This is a genomic window from Frankia sp. ACN1ag (genome assembly GCF_001414035.1).
Lineage (GTDB): Bacteria > Actinomycetota > Actinomycetes > Frankiales > Frankiaceae > Frankia > Frankia torreyi.
The window spans coordinates 1-17,289 of the sequence record NZ_LJPA01000040.1 but is presented as its reverse complement, the minus strand read 5'-3'; the positions used below and the strand labels follow the sequence as shown (position 1 = coordinate 17,289).

General features: G+C 71.1%; 17 protein-coding genes, 1 pseudogene and 1 riboswitch. Of the genes and pseudogenes, 7 read left to right on the top strand and 11 right to left on the bottom strand.

What is annotated here, in order from left to right; all coding sequences use genetic code 11:
• Window positions 1-52: 52 nt before the first annotated feature.
• From UK82_RS26330 to UK82_RS26320, 3 genes are all read left to right on the top strand, one after another.
• Window positions 53-316, top strand: a complete 264-nt coding sequence (locus UK82_RS26330) for a hypothetical protein (protein WP_055409973.1) — start codon at window positions 53-55, stop codon at window positions 314-316.
• A 75-nt stretch (window positions 317-391) separates the two neighbouring features.
• On the top strand, window positions 392-637 hold the full coding sequence (locus tag UK82_RS26325) for a hypothetical protein (RefSeq protein ID WP_044887376.1): 246 nt from the start codon (window positions 392-394) through the stop codon (window positions 635-637).
• A complete protein-coding gene (locus UK82_RS26320; protein WP_044887375.1) occupies window positions 634-1,035 on the top strand; it encodes a type II toxin-antitoxin system VapC family toxin in 402 nt (133 codons plus the stop codon). The genes UK82_RS26325 and UK82_RS26320 overlap by 4 nt, the downstream gene beginning before the upstream one ends.
• A gap of 961 nt (window positions 1,036-1,996) precedes the next feature.
• Here the strand turns inward: UK82_RS26320 and UK82_RS26315 are convergent.
• On the bottom strand, window positions 1,997-2,332 hold the full coding sequence (locus tag UK82_RS26315; protein ID WP_044887374.1) for a helix-turn-helix domain-containing protein: 336 nt from the start codon (window positions 2,330-2,332) through the stop codon (window positions 1,997-1,999).
• Window positions 2,329-2,700 carry a type II toxin-antitoxin system RelE/ParE family toxin gene (locus UK82_RS26310; RefSeq protein ID WP_044887373.1) on the bottom strand — a complete coding sequence of 124 codons (372 nt, stop codon included), beginning with the start codon at window positions 2,698-2,700 and terminating at the stop codon, window positions 2,329-2,331. Before UK82_RS26310 ends, UK82_RS26315 begins: the two co-directional genes overlap by 4 nt.
• Window positions 2,701-3,218: 518 nt before the next feature.
• On the opposite strand from UK82_RS26310, the gene UK82_RS33795 reads away from it, so the two are divergent.
• The 3 genes from UK82_RS33795 to UK82_RS26295 all read left to right on the top strand — a co-directional run bounded on the left by UK82_RS33795 (window position 3,219) and on the right by UK82_RS26295 (window position 5,969).
• Entirely contained in the window at window positions 3,219-4,367 is a 1,149-nt protein-coding gene (locus tag UK82_RS33795) for a toll/interleukin-1 receptor domain-containing protein (RefSeq protein WP_055409971.1), read from the top strand.
• A gap of 31 nt (window positions 4,368-4,398) precedes the next feature.
• Window positions 4,399-5,601, top strand: coding sequence for a TAXI family TRAP transporter solute-binding subunit (locus tag UK82_RS26300; RefSeq protein ID WP_083507375.1), 1,203 nt, complete (start codon window positions 4,399-4,401; stop codon window positions 5,599-5,601).
• 179 nt (window positions 5,602-5,780) lie between these two features.
• Window positions 5,781-5,969, top strand: a complete 189-nt coding sequence (locus UK82_RS26295) for a hypothetical protein (protein ID WP_201784246.1) — start codon at window positions 5,781-5,783, stop codon at window positions 5,967-5,969.
• A 130-nt stretch (window positions 5,970-6,099) separates the two neighbouring features.
• Here the strand turns inward: UK82_RS26295 and UK82_RS26290 are convergent, their stop codons facing one another.
• The 9 genes from UK82_RS26290 to UK82_RS26250 all read right to left on the bottom strand — a co-directional run bounded on the left by UK82_RS26290 (window position 6,100) and on the right by UK82_RS26250 (window position 16,900).
• Window positions 6,100-6,930 (bottom strand): GNAT family N-acetyltransferase, encoded by an 831-nt coding sequence (locus UK82_RS26290; RefSeq protein WP_055409965.1) that lies wholly within the window; start codon window positions 6,928-6,930, stop codon window positions 6,100-6,102.
• Complete coding sequence (locus UK82_RS26285) at window positions 6,927-8,303, bottom strand: NtaA/DmoA family FMN-dependent monooxygenase (protein ID WP_044887371.1); 1,377 nt, start codon at window positions 8,301-8,303, stop codon at window positions 6,927-6,929. Before UK82_RS26285 ends, UK82_RS26290 begins: the two co-directional genes overlap by 4 nt.
• Window positions 8,304-8,450: 147 nt before the next feature.
• Window positions 8,451-9,587 (bottom strand): FAD-dependent oxidoreductase, encoded by a 1,137-nt coding sequence (locus UK82_RS26280; RefSeq protein WP_055409961.1) that lies wholly within the window; start codon window positions 9,585-9,587, stop codon window positions 8,451-8,453.
• A complete protein-coding gene (locus tag UK82_RS26275) occupies window positions 9,584-11,401 on the bottom strand; it encodes an ABC transporter ATP-binding protein (protein WP_082122175.1) in 1,818 nt (605 codons plus the stop codon). The genes UK82_RS26280 and UK82_RS26275 overlap by 4 nt, the downstream gene beginning before the upstream one ends.
• Window positions 11,398-12,324 (bottom strand): ABC transporter permease, encoded by a 927-nt coding sequence (locus UK82_RS26270; RefSeq protein WP_236706466.1) that lies wholly within the window; start codon window positions 12,322-12,324, stop codon window positions 11,398-11,400. The genes UK82_RS26275 and UK82_RS26270 overlap by 4 nt, the downstream gene beginning before the upstream one ends.
• Complete coding sequence (locus UK82_RS26265) at window positions 12,321-13,409, bottom strand: ABC transporter permease (RefSeq protein ID WP_055409959.1); 1,089 nt, start codon at window positions 13,407-13,409, stop codon at window positions 12,321-12,323. Before UK82_RS26265 ends, UK82_RS26270 begins: the two co-directional genes overlap by 4 nt.
• Window positions 13,406-15,070: an ABC transporter substrate-binding protein gene (locus tag UK82_RS26260; protein WP_055409957.1), complete on the bottom strand. Its 1,665-nt coding sequence runs from the start codon at window positions 15,068-15,070 to the stop codon at window positions 13,406-13,408. The genes UK82_RS26265 and UK82_RS26260 overlap by 4 nt, the downstream gene beginning before the upstream one ends.
• Window positions 15,071-15,652: 582 nt before the next feature.
• Window positions 15,653-15,765: riboswitch (SAM riboswitch) on the bottom strand.
• 215 nt (window positions 15,766-15,980) lie between these two features.
• Window positions 15,981-16,424, bottom strand: coding sequence for a nuclear transport factor 2 family protein (locus UK82_RS26255; protein ID WP_055409955.1), 444 nt, complete (start codon window positions 16,422-16,424; stop codon window positions 15,981-15,983).
• Window positions 16,415-16,900 carry a hypothetical protein gene (locus UK82_RS26250; protein ID WP_044887366.1) on the bottom strand — a complete coding sequence of 162 codons (486 nt, stop codon included), beginning with the start codon at window positions 16,898-16,900 and terminating at the stop codon, window positions 16,415-16,417. Before UK82_RS26250 ends, UK82_RS26255 begins: the two co-directional genes overlap by 10 nt.
• A gap of 170 nt (window positions 16,901-17,070) precedes the next feature.
• On the opposite strand from UK82_RS26250, the pseudogene UK82_RS26245 reads away from it, so the two are divergent.
• Window positions 17,071-17,289, top strand: a pseudogene (locus tag UK82_RS26245) (IS701 family transposase); the annotation flags it as partial.

Here is a 17,289-nt window from a genome sequence, read left to right as displayed (position 1 = left end):
TCGCCCGACGCACGCGACTCTCCGCAGGTCCTTCGACCAGATCTACTGTCCCGTGCTCGAAGCCTCGGTAGGACGGCTGTACGCGCTGTATGTGCACGGTGGCAGCGACACGACCGGGCGCGATCCGGGGGTCGAGACCATCGCCACCAGCCTGAAGTGGAAGCGACTGCGAGAGCCGCTGTCGATCGTCGGCGAGATGGATACTGCGACACGCGAGGCCTGCTGGGAGCTCGGCGCCACCGTTGCCGCGTCGCTGGTGGCCGGCTCACGGCGATGTTCCGGCGGGACAGCGCGCGTAGCGGCGGAGGTGTCGTGAGGTGCCCACGAACGCTCCTGGCGAGGTTGACGCGAGGATTCATGCGTGATGCATGAATCATGGTAGCGTGGACAGATGAGCGAGTCTGCCGACGGGGGCATCATCCAGGTGCGCGATGTCGATCCGACGACGCTCGCGGTCCTCCGCGAGCGGGCCAGATCGCTCGGTCAGTCGCTGTCCGGGTACCTGCGGGACCTGATGGATGCCGATGCGGCCACGGAGACCAACGCCGAGGTCATCGCCCGCATGGTCCGCGACAGGGAACCTGTGGGGCTCACCATGGACGACATCCTCGCGGCGCGCGACGAGGGGCGGCGTTGACCCTCACGTACGTGGTCGACTGCTCGCTCGTCATCGATGTGCTGTCGGTCCGCGATGGCGACGAGGTGCTCCGGCAGCGCCTGTCCGCCCCGCGGACACTGCACGCCCCGCACCATCTCGACGTCGAGGTCGCGTCAACAGTCCGTCGGCTTGCCGCCGGAAAGAAGATCACTGCTCATCGTGGCGAGCAGATGTTGGCTGACTACGCGCGCCTGCGGATTACCCGTCATCCGGTCTGGCCCTACCACCCCCGGATGTGGGAGCTGCGGCACAACCTCGGTGCTTACGACGCCGCCTACATCGCGCTCGCCGAAGCACTCGGCTGCAATCTGCTCACAGGCGACACCAAGCTCAAGAACGCTGCCGGACACCGCGCGACGGTCATCGTCACGCGGTAGCAGGTACGGGCGGATTTCTCTCGTCCTGCCTGCCGGAGGCCGGCCGGGAAGTGTGGCGTCAGGACGCCCCGCGGTTCTTGAGGCCGCGGACCACAGCGTTCCGAGAACCACGTAGTGTGATCGCGCGACGGACGCGACTTTCTGCAAGTTCTGCGACCAGATCTACTATCCGTGTCTCGACGCGACCGTTGGCCGGCCGTATGCGCTGTACGTCCACGGCAACAGCGATACGACCGGCGCGGTCCGCGGAGTCGAGACCATCACGACGGGTCTGAAATGGAAACGTCTGCGCGACCCGTTTACCGTCCCTGGTGACCTGTCAGCCGCCGACCGAGAGGCCTGCTGGGAGCTCGGGGCGACGGTCGCGAAAGTATCTGGGCGGGCCGGAACTGGCCGGCGATCTCGATCAGGCCGACGAACGGGAGTGCCCGGATGCCTCGGCGGCGAGTACTGCGCGCCCAGTGTGTCGCGCAGGTCATCCGCTTGGAACGCCAGGCTATGTGGGCGGCGGCCAGGCCGCAGGCTGCCTCATGATCGCCCTGTGCCCAGGGCATCGCGGAGAGATTGAGCGCCGCCAGGACCGTGTCGAGATGATCGCGCGGCGGTGTTGCCGGCGCGATCGTCGATTTCTTCACGCACCTGCAGGCGCACGTCGACGCCGTGGTGGGCGACGCGTGAGGACGGTGATCCAGGAGGTGGTTGACCCGGCGCTGTCGACGCGGCAGTGGGGGCGGATGCTCTGTGCGCTGGCCGCTGGGCGAGCATCGCGGGACCGCGGGCGAGTCGGTGCGAGTGTCGCGGGCGGGCCTCGGCCCAGGGACGCGGGCCTGCCGGGCCGGGGGCGCCCGTCTCGCGCGTTCCGCCCCTCGGTACCTCGACTGCCGTTCCGCCCCTCGGTACCTCGACGGCCACCAAGGTCGATCTCGCGGAGATCGAGCACCCAGCGGCGGGAACTGCCTCGTCACGCGGCAGGCGTGTCGGTGCCGCGCAGGATGTACAGGTCGTCGCCGAAGACGGCGGTGATCTGGAGCTGGCCGCCGAGGGCTCGGACGTAGCGGGCGATGACGTCCACGGTGGAGACTTCGCCGCGTTCGATCTGGGAGACCCGACTCTTGCTGACGCCCATGTGTTCGGCGACATCGGTCTGCGTCAGGCCGAGGAGTCTGCGGCGATCGGCGAGCCGGTGGCCGTCGATGTAGGCCTGGTTGCGCCTGTGGGCCTCGGCCAGGGCCTCCTCGCCGCCGGCGTCGGCGACCAGGCCGGCGCGGACGTCGTTCCACCGGGGAAATCTGGTCATGAGCTGCCTTCCTCGGCTTCCCGTTCCTTCACGTACTCGACGTACAGCGTCTCCGCCCGTGGGATCGCTGTGCGGTACCAGCCGGACCAGTCGCCCGACTTGTCGCCCCCCACCAGCAGAATCGCGCAGCGCCAGGGATCGAAGACGAACAGGACGCGGATCTCCGAGGAACCCGCGGAACCTGGCCTGAGTTCCTTGAGGTTGTGGATCTCCGAGCCGACCAGGCGGTCGACCAGTGGCCGCCCCAGGCCTGGCCCGGCGTCGGCCAGCCGGTCTATCGCGTCGACCACGAGCGCCTTCGATCTCGGATCGAGCCCGTCGACCCAGGCCAGAAACTCGTCGGTGACGCGGACCTCCCACTCGTCCACAGCGAAAAGTTTAGCAAATCCTCGACGTCTGGGTGTCGAGCTGGCAGGGCCGCGCCGGCCGTCTCCTGGCCCGCCCTGCCATGGCGGCCCGATCCGTGCACACGTAGCGTGGTTGCGCAACGTATGCAACTTTCCGCAAGTTGTGCGACCAGATCTACTATCCCGTGATTGAAGCGACCATTGGTCGCCCATAGGCCCTCTACGTTCACGGCAACTCCGACACGACCGGCGCAATCCGCGGGGTTGAGGCGATCACGACCGGCCTGAAGTGGAAGCGTCTGCGTGAGCCGGTGACGGTGATCGGCACGCCGGACGCGAAGGACCGGGAAGCCCGCTGGGGTGTCTCACACGAGTCTGACAGGGAGGGGGGCGCCTCTACCGCCGCGAGCCTGCATCCCGGAGTAGGTCGGCCTGCCCTCGGCGGGTGCGGTGCTCGGGGCTGCCCTGCAAGGTGCGCGTGGTCGGTGGCGACGTCGAGGGCTTTCCGACCGGCGGCGGCTCCGTGCGATGATCGGTTCATGCTCGATGCCGCGGAGAACGCGGATGAGGTCGCCGGCCCCCGGTGGGATTTCTTCATCTCCCGTGCCCCGGTGGACAGGGAGTGGGCCATCTGGGTCGGTTGGCACTTGGAGGAGGCCGGCTACCGGGTGCTCCTGGAGGACTGGTATCTCGTCCCAGGCATGAACCGGCAGGCGTTCTTCGAGAACGGTATCGTCGGCTCCGCCCGGACGATAGCCATTGTTTCCAGCGCCTACCTGCGTTCGGGTCAGGGCGGCACGGACTGGCGGGCCGCGTGGGGAGCCGATCTCGCGGGCACCGACCGGAAGCTCATTCCGATCCGGGTCGCCGACTGCCGGCCTCCCGACCCGCTGGGGTCCGTCGTCTTCATCGACCTGTTCGGGCTGGCGGCTGGCGCCGCCCGGGTGGAGCTGGTCACGCAGGTCAGGGCCGCGCTGGCGGGCCAGAACCGGCCGCGGACCGCCCCCGACTACCCGACCCGACGCCGGGAGCCGGCCGCCGACGGCAGCGCGGTGGCGGCGCAGCCACCGCCGTCCCCGGTCCGCAGGGTGCCTCGACCGTCCCAACCACCGCCCCTGCCCAGCGCGCGCCCACCGGCGCCGATCGCCCGCCCGGACGGTCAGCAGGGTGAACCGGCGCGACCACCCGAGGCTTCGCAGGATCGGGGCCGCCCGCGGGATCGGGGCCGCCCGCGGGATCGGCGCCGAACGCCCGGGCTTCCTATGCCCGGGTTCTCCGCATCCGCGCGGCCGGTCGCCCTGGGCGTCGCCGTCCTGGCCGGGCTGGGCCTCGAGGCCGGCGGCATCGCGTGGCAGTCCTCGGGGGGCGGTGGTCTCGCCGGGGTCGCCTTGGGCGTCGTCGCGGTGGGCGTTGCGAGTACCGCCGTGATCCGCTGTCTGCTCGCGACCAGGTGGCGGCCGACCGCGGGTGAGCTGGCCCGGACCGTCGTGCTGGCCCTGCTCGGGGCGGCCTGCGGGGCCGAGGTCGCGACCTTCGTCTCGGCGGACCATTCGGCGGGCGCGGTGGCTCTGCAGGCCGGGATCGCCGGAATGCTGGTGTACGCGCTCGCGTGGCGTCAGCAGGAATGCCCGCCGCCGGGATATTCCACGGCCGCTTCCGAAGGCGACGAACCGGGACGGGTAACATAGCCGCCTGCCGTCTATCCGGACGGCGTGGAGCATGGTGGGGGGCTGTTGCTCTGTGTCCAGTGCGGGGTCATTCTCGCGGGGTGAACGCGGTGTTTACCTGGCCATTGGCGTAGCGGTTGTCGTCGTGGGCATGCTGGCCGCCGTCCTCGGTGCGCGAACGCGGCCGGCCGCTCCGCGAGTGCTCGGCAGGTGCCCGGTCATCGACATTTTCGCCGGGCAGGGCGGCGCCGCGCATGATTCGACGACCACGCCTTATGACGAGTATGCGGATGTCATCAGCAGAAACATTACGCAGCGGTTTCCCGGGTCGGTCGTGAACGTCGTGGCGACACAGGGGAGCGCCTTCAACGTCGGGGTGCTGGCCGACCCGAAGGCCGCCACCTGCTGGCTGTCCATCAGTGGCCTGAGCACGGCGGTGGACGCGCACGAGGCCGTCTACCAGTTCGAGGGGCGGCCCGTGACCACGGTGCGGACCATCGGCCCGCTGTGGCTGGACTTCATCCAGGTGGTCGTCCGGGCGCCGAACCCGGGCAGTCCGGACGACCGGCCGGTTACCACGCTCGGTGATCTCTGCCAGCAGAACCGGACCCTGGAGACGGGGCTGGTCGAGTCGGGGACGGAACGCACCGGCACGATTCTCCTTCGCCAGCTCCGGGCCCAGATCCCGGACTGCAACCCGACGATGGCGCACAGCACGCTGGCCGACGCGGTGGACGCCGTCCGCAGCCGCCGTGCCGACGCCCTCCTGTGGTCGGGAGGAGCACCGACGCCGACCATCGCGGACGCGCTGAAGGACCCGGAAGGGGCGACGCTGACGCTGCTGCCGCTCGGCACGGACTATCTCGTGAGAATGCAGTCCGAATGGGATGCCAAGTATCCCTTTCTGCACGGCGGAGACTATCGGAAGTGGACGCTCCGACGTGACGACTACACACGGATCGACGCGACGGACACGATCGCGTCGTCGAACGTCGTGCTGGCGAACGCCAAGGCTGACGGTGACCTGGTCACCTTCGTCGCCGGCTTGCTGGTTGACGACCGCAGCGAGTTCGAAGCCGCCCTGTGGAAGAACGACCCGCACAACCGGCATTTTCTCGATCTGAAGACCGGAATCCAGGACAACAAGCTCTACTGTGCCGTCCAGCTCCATCCCTCCGCCGCCGCCTACTACTGGGACCACCTGCACGCCATGCCTACCTGCCCGCGGCCAGGCCGAGACGGCGGTGGGCAGTGATCCACGACGGCCGGGGACGGCCCGGCCACTGCGGCGGAGCGCGCCGCGGCGGGCATCCCGGTCTCGGCGCGGCGTTCCCGCACCGGCGTAGATACACCTCCGGTGCGACGCCGCGGCTCCTGGCCGGGGGATGGTCTGATGACGGCATGGGGACAGGGGTGAGGCGTGCGGCTGCGCGCATGACGGTGGAGGGCAGGATCTCGCCGCTGTTCTATCTCGCCGGAATACTGTCCGCGCAGTTCGTGGACACCCACGGCAAGGTCGGCGTCATTATCGCAACCGGCTGCTACACCGTCGTCGCGCTGATCTGGATCGTCCCTGACCGCCGCATCGGCCGTGCCGTGCGCGAGTTCGGAGCCCCGGACTGATATTCCCTGCCTCCTACCCCATGGGCGATCGTCCTACCCCGTGGGCGATCACGTGCGCCTGGTCGGCGCCGGGAACCGCCGTGATCTGGATCTGGTCGGCCATGCGTTGACTGCTCGGCGACGACGTCGGTCACCCGACCGGACCTCCGCTCGCGGCTTCGGTCGCCGAACCGCTTCGCGGCGCGGGTGTTGGTGCGGCCGCGGCGGTGGGTGTGGCCGCGGCGGTGGGTGCGGCCGCGGCGGCGAACGGGTTCGGGGCGGGCACGCCGCCCGCCGGCTCGCCGGGCACCCGGATGGCGGTGAACGTCACCCGCCGGCGAAGGCGGAAACCGAGCTGTTCGTAGAGCCTGATCGCGCCGGTGTTGTCCGCCGAGGCGTGCAGGAACGGCGTCTCCCCCCGGGCCCGGATGATCGCGGCGACGGCGTGCACGAGCCGGGTGGCCAGTCCCTGCCCGCGGTAGGCCTCCTCGGTGCACACCGCGCTGATCTCCGTCCAGCCCGGCGGGTGCAGCCGTTCCCCGGCCATCGCGACGAGCACGCCGCCGCGCCGGATGCCGAGGTAGGTGCCGAGCTCGATGGTCCGGGACCGGAACGGCCCGGGCCGGGCGCGGTCGATCAGCGCGAGGATGTCCTCGACGTCGTCCGGCTCGAGCCGGACGGCCTCGTCGTCGGGCGCCGCGGCGACACCCTCGTCCACGAGCTGCACGCCGGCACCGTGTCCGACCACCTCCCATCCGGTCGGCAGCACGTCGTCGAAGCCGGCGAGGGGCAGGATCGCCCCGGGGCCGAGCAGCGTCGCGGCGTCCCGCCAGGTGCCGGCGTCGGGATCGTCCGGCAGGGCGATGAACGGTGCGACGTCCTCGGGGTAGCGCAGCACGCTCCCCTGCCGCACGGCGAGGTGCGCGTGCGGTCCCAGCAGCGAGGCGAGCGCCGGGTTGTCGAGCGGATGGCGTTCGGTCACGTCGGGGCACCCTGGGGGGTCCGGTCCGGGGCGGCCGAGTCCCGGGGGAGGCCGAAGTTGTCCCGCAGCGTCGTCCCGCTGTACTCGGCGCGCAGCGAGCCGCGTTCCTGCAGCAACGGGACGACCTTGTCGACGAACTCGTCGATTCCCCCGGGGGTCACGTGCGAGCCCAGGATGAAGCCGTCCGAGCCGTCGTTCTGGACGAAGTGGTCGAGCCGGTCGGCGATCTGGGTCGGCGTGCCCACGAACTCGGTGTGGCTGAACACGCGGATGGCGAGGTCGCGCAGCGAGTACCGGTTGGCCTCGGCCAGCGCCCGCCACGTCCGCACGGTCTCGAACGGGTCCTCGGCGATCCGGGCACGGCCCTGGATCACCGGCGGGCCGGTCGGGTCCGGATCGACGTCGGGCAGCGGGCCGTCCGGATCGTAGCCGGACAGGTCCCGGTTCCAGACGGTCTCCAGCAGGATCTGCGCGGTCCGCCCGCTGACCTGGGCGCGGGCGACCTCCCGCTGCCGCTCGACGGCGTCGGCCGCGGTGTCGCCGAGGACGAACGCCCCGCCGGGTAGCAGCTTCACCGAGCCCGGCGGCCGGCCCGCCCGGACGACTCGGGCCTGGATGTCGCGGTAGTACTCCTGGGCCGGCCCGAGCTCGCGGTAGGGCGAGAAGATCGCGTCGGCGGTGGCGGCGGCGAAGTCACGGCCCTGCGGGGAGACCCCGGCCTGCAGGATCACCGGCCGCCCCTGCGGGCTGCGCGGCACGGTGAACTGACCGGCCACGTCGAACTGGCGACCGGAGTGGCGGAACGTCCCGACCGCCGCGTCGCGCAGGAACCGGCCGTGCTCGGCGTCGGCGACGATCGCGTCGGCGGCCCAGGAGTCCCACAGCTGGCGGGCGAGGGCGACGAACTCCTTGGCCCGCACGTACCGGTCGTCGCGGTGCAGGAAGCCGCCCCGGCGGAAGTTCTGCCCGGTGAAGGCGTCGAACGAGGTCACCACGTTCCAGCCGGCCCGTCCGCCGGAGAGATGGTCCAGCGAGGCGAGCTGGCGGGCCAGCTCGTACGGCTCGTTGAAGGTGGCGTTCAGGGTGCCGACGAGCCCGAGATGCTCGGTGACGGCGGCCAGCGAGGCGAGCACCGGCAGGGTGTCCGGGCGCCCGACGATGTCCTGGTCGAAGATCTGTCCGAGCCGCTCGCGCAGGATCAGCCCCTCGGCGAGGAAGAAGAAGTCGAACTTCCCGCGCTCCGCCGCCTGGGCGGCGTGCTGGAACGACGAGAACGCGATCTGGCTGCCGGCGGCCGGATCCGACCACACCGTGGTGTGATTGACCCCGCCGATGTAGTGACCCAGGATGATCTGTTTGCGTGGACTGGTCATGTGCAGGCCCTTCCTGCGCCATCGAGGGCGACGGCACGATGTCGTGGTCGGCGGGTGGACGTCGTGGTCGGCGAGTGGACGTCATGGTCGGCGGGTGGACGTCATGGTCGGCGAGTGGACGTCATGGTCGGCGGATGGATGTCGTGGTCAGCGGGTGGAGGCGAAGCGGGGGTCGGGACGGGTGCCGTCGACGGCCAGGTCCGCGAGGATGCGTCCGATGGCGGGCACGAACTTGAAGCCGTGGCCGGAGAATCCCGCCGCCACGACCACCGGGCCGTGCCGGTCCAGGACGAAGTGCCAGTCCGGGGTCGTGGTGTAGGTGCAGCTGATCGGGGCGAAGCGGTCCGGGTCCACGCCGGGGATCCAGCGCCGCACGTATTCCCGCAACGCCGCGAGCTGGGCCGGCACCGCAGCGAAGTCGCGCCTGTCCGGGTCGACCACCGGCCCGACCCCGTGGAAGCCGACCTTGACGCCCTCGCCGGGGGTCTCCAGCCCGTAGACCCCGCCGTGGAAGGCGATGGCCTCCTGGGTTCCGGCTGTCAGCAGGTGCACGAAGCTGGGCCAACGGTCCCGATCCGCTCCGGCGGACGTGCCGAGGCCGACCGGCGCGAAGTGCGCCGGCTGCTCCTGGGTGACCCGCAGGGCCGGCAGTGGCACGAGGCCGCCGAGCAGCTTCTCCGTCCAGGCCCCGGCGGCGACGACGACGCGGCGGGCGAGGTAGCGGTCGTCGTCGGTGTGGATCTCGACGGCGTCGTCCCCGCGCACCGCGAGGGAGCGCACCGGCACCTCGTGCCGGACCACCCCGCCGTGCTTGACCGTGCTCTCCTGCAACGCGGTGACGGCGTTGTCGGCGTGCAGGCGCCCGGAGTCCGGGTGGACCAGCACCCGGGTGTCGAAGCGCAGGCCGGGCCAGCGCCGCGCGGCCTGGCGCGGCGTCAACCACTCCGACGCCACGCCAGCCGCGGCGGTGGCGTCGGCGACCTGGTCCAACACGGGGTCGCCGCCGTGCTCCAGCCCCCCGGTGACGGTGAGCAGCGCGGTGCCGGTGAGATCCTCCAGCTCCCGCCACAGCACCCGGGCCTGCTGGGCGAGGCGGATGTAGCCGAGGTCCGGGTAGGCGAGCCGGAAGATCCGGGACGCGCCGTGGGAGGCCCCCCGGACGTGTCCGGCCGCGAACCGTTCGAGCAGCACGACGTCGACGCCGCGGCGGGCCAGCTGCCAGGCCGCCGCCGACCCCATCGCCCCGCCGCCGAGCACGACGACGTCGACCTTGTGGACGGTCATGCCACCGCTCCTTCGCTTTCCGGCACGGTCGTCGCCCGTGGTTCCGCCGGGGGGCGCAGCGCGGCGCCGTCGAGGGTCGGCACCGCGGCGAGCAGACCGCGGGTGTAGTCGTGGCGCGGCTCCCGGAAGACCTGCTCGACATCGCCGGACTCGACGATCCGGCCGTCCTTCATGACCAGCACACGGTCGCTGACGTGGTAGATCACGCCGAGATGATGGGAGATGAACACGTAGGCGATGCCGAGCCGGGCCTGGAGATCGGCGAGCAGGTCGAGGATCTGGGCCTGGATGGAGACGTCGAGGGCCGAGACCGGCTCGTCGCAGACGATGACGCGAGGCCGGGGGGCCAGTGCCCGGGCGATCGCCACCCGCTGGCGCTGCCCGCCGGAGAGCTGGCGCGGTCGCCGGTCCAGCACGTCGCGCGCCAGCCCGACCTGGTCGAGCAGCTCCAGCACCCGGGTCCGGCGCTCGGCGCGGGAGACCCGGGCCACGGCCAGCGGCTCGGCAATGATCTTCCGAACCGGGTATCGCGGATCGAACGAGCTGAGCGGGTCCTGGTAGATCACCTGGATGTGCTGGCGCAGCCGCGCACCCGTCCGGGCGTCGATCTCGCCCCAGGCCGTGCCGTCGACCTCGACCGCGCCGGAGTCCGCCCGCTCCAGGTCCAGCAGCAGCCGGGCGGTCGTGGTCTTGCCGGAACCGGACTCGCCGACGATGCCGAGCGTCTCCCCGGCCCGCAGCTCCAACGACACATCGTCCACGGCGGTCAGGATGCGGCGCCCGTCCAGGGCGAACGTCTTGACCAGGTCCCTGGCCGCCAGCACGACCCCGTCGCCGACGACCGCCCGAGGCTGCGCGACCGGGCCACCGGGCTGCGGTGACAGTCGGGTGCCGCGGGCGTGCGCGACCGGCACGGCGGCGAGGAGCTGGCGGGTGTAGGGGTGCCGCGGGTCGTCGAGCACCTGCCGGGTCGGGCCGTGCTCGACGAAGATCCCGTCCTTCATGACGAAGACGTGGTCGGCGACCTGGGACACGACGGCCAGGTCGTGGCTGATGAGCAGCAGCGCCGTCCCGGCCCGCTTGCGCGCGGCGAGCATCTCGAGGATCTGGGCCTGTACCGTGACGTCCAGCGCGGTGGTCGGCTCGTCGGCGATGAGCAGCTCCGGGTCGGCCGCGATCGCCGAAGCGATCAGGGCCCGCTGCCGCAGCCCGCCGGAGAGCTGATGCGGGTACTGGCCCGCGCGGGCCTCCGGCTCCGGTACGCCGACCTCCCGCAACAGCTCGACCACCCGCGCGTCGACCTCCGCCCGAGGAACCACCCGATGGGCCCGCAGCGTCTCGGCGATCTCGGCGCCGACCCGGCGGGCCGGGTCGAGTGAGACGAGCGCGTCCTGCAGGACGAAGCCGATATGCCGGCCGCGCAGGGTCCGCCATCGGCGTTCCGGCAGCGTCCGGGTGTCCGTGCCGGCGATGACCAGGCGGTCGGCCCGCACCTCGGCCCCGCGTCCCGCCAGCCCGACGAGGCTGCGGGCGGTGACGCTCTTCCCCGAGCCCGACTCTCCGACGACGGCGATGCTCTGACCGGCGTCGATCCGGAACGACACGCCGCGCACGGCGTCCACCGAGCGTCGACCCAGCCGAAACCGCACGCGCAGGTTCGCCACGTCGACGAGGGTTCGGGGATCGCCGGGCTGCGTCGCCGGGTCCGGCGCCGTCGGATCACCGATGGTCGGATCACCGATGGCCGGGTCGCCGGTGGTCGGGTCACCGGTCGTCGGGTCGCTGTCGGTCGTCGGGTCGCTGTCGGATGTCATCGTGCGTTCCGACCTTCGAGTCGTGCCTGGAGGAACTGTCCGGCGACCGTGATGGCCAGGACGGCGAGCGTGATCGCGATCCCGGGGAAGATCGCGGGCCACCAGGCGACCGAGAAGTAGGTGCGACTGCTGGACAGCATCGCGCCCCACTCGGCGGTGGGCGGCTGCGGGCCGAGCCCGAGGAAGCTCAGGGTGGAGCCGAGACTGATCGCCCCGCCCACGTTGATCGTGGCCAGGATCAGGACCGGACCCAACGCGTTCGGCACCAGGTGTCGGATGATCACCTGCCGCTTCGGCCAGCCGAGCGCCCGCGCGGCCTCCAGATAGACCGAGGCGCGGATGCGCATCACCTCGCCGCGGACCACCCGGGCGAAGCCCGGGGTGAAGATGAGGCTCAGACCGATGATCGAGTTGCGGGTGCCGGGGCCGAGCATGGCGATGACCAGGAGCGCGAGCAGCAGCCCCGGAATGCTGAGGAACACGCTCAGCAGCCAGTCTGTCACCGCTCCGAGCACGCGCCCGCCCTGCGCCGCCGCGACGCCGACGGCCGCTCCCACCACGAGCGCGAGCGCCGACGCACTCAGACCGATCCAGAGGGAGAGCCGGGTGCCATGGACGATCCGGGCGTAGATGTCCCGGCCGTTCTGATCCGTGCCCAGCAGGTGGCCGGAACCCGGTCCCCGCAACGTCTGCGAGATGTCGGCGGCGTTCGGATCGGTGCCGGTGAACAGGTGCGGCCAGAACGAGGCCAGGACCAACACCAGGAGAAAGGCGAAGCTCAGGACCACCCCCGGCCGCGACACGCGCAGCCAGGGCCAACGTCCGCGGGTCGAGGTCGAGGTCGAGGCCGAGGCCCCGACCGGCGTGCCCGGTGATGCGCCGCCGGGCGGGAGCCCGGTCGGATCGACCGGTGTGACGGTCATCCTTCGCCCTTCTGGTCAGCCCCGGTCGCGGAGACGGACGGGCTCGCTGTCGAGGTGATGCCGGCGGCGGCCGCGTTCACGGGCCCGGCTGTGGTCGGGGCGACGGGACGCAGCCGGGGATCCAGCAGCGGGTAGACGGCGTCGATGAGCAGGTTGATGACGACGTAGAACGCCGCCGCGACGAGCACGACCCCGGAGACGAGCGGGAAGTCCCGGCGGCCGAGTCCGCCGACCGTCAGCGTCCCGAGCCCCTGCCGGGAGAACACGTTCTCGATCACGATCGCGCCACCGAGGAACGCGCCCGCGAGCCAGCCGGCGATGGTGATGGCCGGCATCAGGGCGTGCCGCAGGGCGTGCCGCACCAGCACGGCTGTCTCACGGATGCCGCGGCTGCGGGCGGTCGTCACGAACGGCTCGTCGAGCGCGCGTTCCAGACCGTCCCGCAGCACCTGGGCGAGAGTCCCGCCCGGGGCCACGGCCAGGGCGATCGCCGGCAGCACCAGTCCCCGGAAGCTGTTCGATCCGATGGCCGGGAACCAGTGGAGCTGGAAGGAGAAGACGGTGAGCAGCAGGATCGCGAACCAGAACGCCGGCACGGAGACGCCGACGATCTCCAGGAAGGCGAACGGGCCGCGGATCCAGCGGGGCCGGTTGGCGGTCAGCAGCGCGACCACGATCGCCCCGACCAGCGCGAGCACGACGCCGGCGGCCATCAGCTCGAACGACGGCGCAAGCTGGTCGCCGATGGCGGTCGTGACGTCCATCCCCTGGTTGTAGGAATGGCCGAGATCACCGCGCAGCAGGTGCCCGAGGTAGTCGAAATACTGGACCAGCCAGGGCCTGTCCAGGGCGTAGTCGGAGATGATCTGCGCCCTGACCTCGGGGGAGACGGCCGCCTGCCCGATGATCGCATCGATGATGCCGCCGGACTTCAGGTGCAGGGCCGCGAAGGTGACGGTGACCGCACCCCAGAGCACACCCACCGCGTACCCGACCCGCCGCAGGACGGCGAGCCCGATCGAGCGGGCGCTGGAGGCGGTGAAGCCTCCTGCGCGCCGCTCGTCCGTCGCCAGGGCGATGGTCAATTGCTGGTCCAGGCGTCGTAGAACAGCGGGAACGCCTGCGGCTCGAACCGCAGCCCCTGCACCTTCGTGCTCGATCCGAGGACGTAGTTGAACACGTAGATCGGGAACACCGCGGCGGCCGAGGTGATCCGCTGCTGCGCGTCGCCGTAGAGCGCGCCCTGCTTCGTCAGGTCGGTGGTGCCCAGGGCGTCGGTGAAGTCCTTGTCGAGGGCCGGGTCGGACAGCCGCGAGCCGTTGGTGCCGAAGCCGTCCTTCGGGATGGCCGCGCTGCCGAACAGGGTGCGCAGCGCGTCGGGCGAGGCCCGCTGCCAGCTGAAGTCGATGAGGTCGTAGTTGCCGGCCGCGACGTCCTTGATGTACGAGGTGTACTCGGGGTTCGTGGTCTTGACCTCGATGCCGATCTGCTTCGCCGCGGCCTGGACCTGGTCGGCGACGACGTCGCGCTGTTCCCGGGCGAACTGCTTGAGGAAGGGATGGACGATGGTGAGCCGCTTACCGTCCTTGGTGCGGTAGCCCTGCGCGTCCCGACCCGTCCAACCGGCCTGGTCGAGCAGCCGGTTCGCCTTGGCGGCGTCGTAGCGGTAGGCGGATTCGATCGACGTGTCGTAGCCGACGGTCGACGGGGACAGCGGGCCCTTGCCGGGCGGGAAGACGCCGAAGTACAGCTTGTCGACGATCGTCGCCCAGTCGATGCCCGCCCGGAACGCCTCCCGGACCTTGACGTCCGCGAAGGGCCCCTTGGCGGTGTTCGGGTAGTAGTTGTAGTTGCCGCCCGGCGCGGACGCGGTCTGGATCCGGAAGCCCGATGTCGACTTGAGCTGCGCCACGTTCACCGGCGGGACGCTCGCGATCGCGTCGATCTGCCCGCTGGTCAGTGCGCCGTACCGGGAGGAGTCCTCGGGGAGGCTGCGGATCGACAACGCGTCGAGGTAGGCCGGGCCGGTGTGCTTGGCGTTCTTCGGCGCCCAGTTGTACTTCGCGTTGCGGACGTAGTCGATGCCCTTGCCCTTGACGTAGCCGCCCGAGCTGATGAACGGACCGCTGCCGACGATCTTCGAGCAGAGTTCGGACGGCGGCTTCGTCAACGTGCTCGGCGCCTCGATGCCCAGGTAGGCCGTGGCCAGCGAGGGCAGGAACGCCGAGTTCGGCGCGCTGAAGTGGACCTCGACGTGGGTCGGGTCCGTCACCGTGGTTCCGGTGTAGGTCGCGATGGTGCCGGCCGCCAGCTGCGACTTGGTCGCCGGGGCGACGATGTGGTCGAGGTTGGCCTTGACGGCCGCGCCGTCGAACTTCTCGCCGTTGCTGAAGGTGACGTCGTCGCGCAGGACGAACGAGTACGTCTTCTGGTCCGGCGAGACGGTCCAGCTCGTGGCGAGCCAGGGGGAGATCGTGCCGTCGTCGCTCAGGGCCACGAGCGAGTCGACGATCGACCGGGCAAAGAACCCGTCGACGTCGGCCGGGCTCTGGTGCGGGTCGAGGCAGGTGCCGTCGGAGTTGATCGCGAACGTCAACGTCCCGCCCCGAACCGGGGTGCCGGTCGAGCCGGCAGAGCTGCCCGCGGAGCCGCCACTGGAGCCGCAGGCCGCGAGCGCGAGCGCTGCGGATCCGGCGGCGAGCGTCAGCGAGACTCGTTTACTGACGCCGAAGACGTTGCTGGACATCGGGTTTCCGTTCTCCTGATCGAGTGGTCGACGGGGTTGGGGTTGGTCGTGGAGGCGCGTCGGGACCGAGCCGCGTTGGTCGTGGCGATCGGAAACCGGCCCGGCGGTCCGACGGCCCGGCGGTCCGGCGGTCCGACGGTCCGGCGGCGCTTCCTGCCGCGCTCGGTATCGGGATTCCGGCAGGCCTGCTGGATGAGCCGGCCGGCCCGGGACGCGACCTGAACGAGGCTGCCGGCCTGACCGAACCCGGGCAGCCGAGCAGCCCCGTCCGGGCACTCAGCCGACGGACGGCGACAGTCGGGTGAACTCGGGCGGGTGGGGCGACGGAGGCGGCGGAACCGCGGGAGCCGGCCGGCCGGGCCGGCCGGCAGCGGGAGTCAGGTCGTCGGACAGAGACAGCTGGACGAACGACGCAGGTCGATCGACAGGCGGCGGGTAAGCCGTACCTGTGGTGACCGGGGGGCCCGCGGGCCGGGCACGGTGTTCGTGCCCGGGACGCGACCTGCGGTCGTGGAGCGGCCACCCGCGCGGCGAGTCGCTCCCAGCATGTCGTTGCTCCCTCGGCCGAGGCCCAGGAGACCGGGCCCGCGCTTTGCCGCATCCACTGGATGCGGCCGTGTCCTCACCCGGGGCACCCCTTCGCGGTGGAGGGTTGCCGGCCAACAAGCCGGGGCTGGACGTTGGCACTCGTGACAGTTGTGATCTTCAGTCAGGTGACTGACCTGGACGAAGGTAGCCCGTCATGTCGACTTTGTCTAGGCGTGGCGTCGAGAAGCGCACCCCGGCGAACATCGGTTACCTGAGCGGCGCGTTCAGGCACCGCCACCACGGCCATCCACGCCGACCAGCGACGGATCCTCGGCAACGACGATCCGTGTGTGCTGACCAGCGCCGACCACCACGGCGTCGGTCAGTCCTCGGTCGGCAGCCAGGTGGTGGTGGTCAGGGTCCGTGCCGAGGGGCCGTCGGGGTCGTTGTCGGGCCGGTTGCCGCGGGTGACGGACCGTTCGGCGATCCGCCAGCCGTGCGGCGTACGGACCACGGTGTCCTGGTAGTCGCCCGATCCCGCGGTGCCGTCGCCGCGTATCACGAAGTACTTCGCCCACACCCGCAGCGTGTCGTCGTCGATCCGGTGGACGGCGATGTCGGTGGTGTGGTGCGGGAACATCACCCGCCCGTACGGGAGGCCGCTCGCGGCCTGCGCCAGCGGCGTGCCGCCCATGGTCGCATCGTCGGTGTACGCCGCCGGTGCGGTTCCCAGCGCGATGTTGTCGAACAGGTACGGATGCTTGGCGAGCAGGCTGCACACCTCGGCGTAGGTGGCCGCGTCGACCGGCACGATCCTCACGCCCACGGGGCCTCCCCGTCGGTGACGACGACCGGGCCGCCGTGGCGCGGGTGGACGGTCCGTCGGGCCACGCGCCAGCCGGCGGGCGTCTCGGTGAGCACGTCGACGACGTCGGCGCTCGCGACGCTGCCGTCGCCGGCGATGGTCACCAGCCGGCTCCACGCGGCCAGGCCGCCGGGGACCTGCTTCACTTCCGTGTTGACGGTGTGGTGCGAGGGGGACGTCGCACCGTCGAGGGCCGGCGGGTCGACGAACACCCGCGCCAGGAGGTCCGGGTCGCCGTTGTCGACCGCGTGGCCGTAGAGCGCGAGAACCTGCAGCACCGCCGCGGTCTGTTCGCCGGTCGCGTCGCGCAGCGCGGCGAACGCCGCGTACGTCTGCGGCAGGCGGTGCTGCTCCACCCGCACGTCAGCGCTGTCGCGCACGCCGCCGGGCGGGTGACCGCCGGCCCGCAGATGCCCCGCGATGTGGTCCGTCGTCATGGTCCGGACGCTAGTACTACAGCGACAGTGGTCGGTGTGTGATCTCTTGCTTCGAGTGCGGCGTGGTGTGGACGGAAGAGCGGCCACCGTGTGTTTCTCCATGTTTTNTGANAACAAAGNGAGAGACCGCGGTGGCCGCGGCTCAGAGTGTATCCGAGGTGGATGTAGCGATGTGGGAGGCGGGGCTGGAGGAGCTGTTCGGCCGGGTGGAAGGCTGTTTCCGGTCTGATCAGCCCCGGGCGCAGGCGCGGGCGTATGTGGCGGGGTTGTTGTCTCGGACCGAGCGGAAGAACGGGTGGACGCTGGCGGAGTTCAGCCGTGAGTCCGGGCCGCAGAAGATGCAGCGGTTGTTGAACGAGTACGCGTGGGACGCCGACGGGGTACGCGAC

What these genes read in the sequence shown, in the direction of transcription:
- UK82_RS26325 (WP_044887376.1), top strand. Translation starts at nt 392, where the DNA reads ATGAGCGAGTCTGCCGACGGGGGCATCATCCAGGTGCGCGATGTCGAT.
- UK82_RS26315 (WP_044887374.1), bottom strand. Translation starts at nt 2,332, where the DNA reads ATGACCAGATTTCCCCGGTGGAACGACGTCCGCGCCGGCCTGGTCGCC.
- UK82_RS33795 (WP_055409971.1), top strand. Translation starts at nt 3,219, where the DNA reads ATGCTCGATGCCGCGGAGAACGCGGATGAGGTCGCCGGCCCCCGGTGG.
- UK82_RS26300 (WP_083507375.1), top strand. Translation starts at nt 4,399, where the DNA reads ATGGTGGGGGGCTGTTGCTCTGTGTCCAGTGCGGGGTCATTCTCGCGG.
- UK82_RS26295 (WP_201784246.1), top strand. Translation starts at nt 5,781, where the DNA reads ATGACGGTGGAGGGCAGGATCTCGCCGCTGTTCTATCTCGCCGGAATA.
- UK82_RS26285 (WP_044887371.1), bottom strand. Translation starts at nt 8,303, where the DNA reads ATGACCAGTCCACGCAAACAGATCATCCTGGGTCACTACATCGGCGGG.
- UK82_RS26280 (WP_055409961.1), bottom strand. Translation starts at nt 9,587, where the DNA reads ATGACCGTCCACAAGGTCGACGTCGTCGTGCTCGGCGGCGGGGCGATG.
- UK82_RS26275 (WP_082122175.1), bottom strand. Translation starts at nt 11,401, where the DNA reads ATGACATCCGACAGCGACCCGACGACCGACAGCGACCCGACGACCGGT.
- UK82_RS26270 (WP_236706466.1), bottom strand. Translation starts at nt 12,324, where the DNA reads ATGACCGTCACACCGGTCGATCCGACCGGGCTCCCGCCCGGCGGCGCA.
- UK82_RS26260 (WP_055409957.1), bottom strand. Translation starts at nt 15,070, where the DNA reads ATGTCCAGCAACGTCTTCGGCGTCAGTAAACGAGTCTCGCTGACGCTC.
- UK82_RS26250 (WP_044887366.1), bottom strand. Translation starts at nt 16,900, where the DNA reads ATGACGACGGACCACATCGCGGGGCATCTGCGGGCCGGCGGTCACCCG.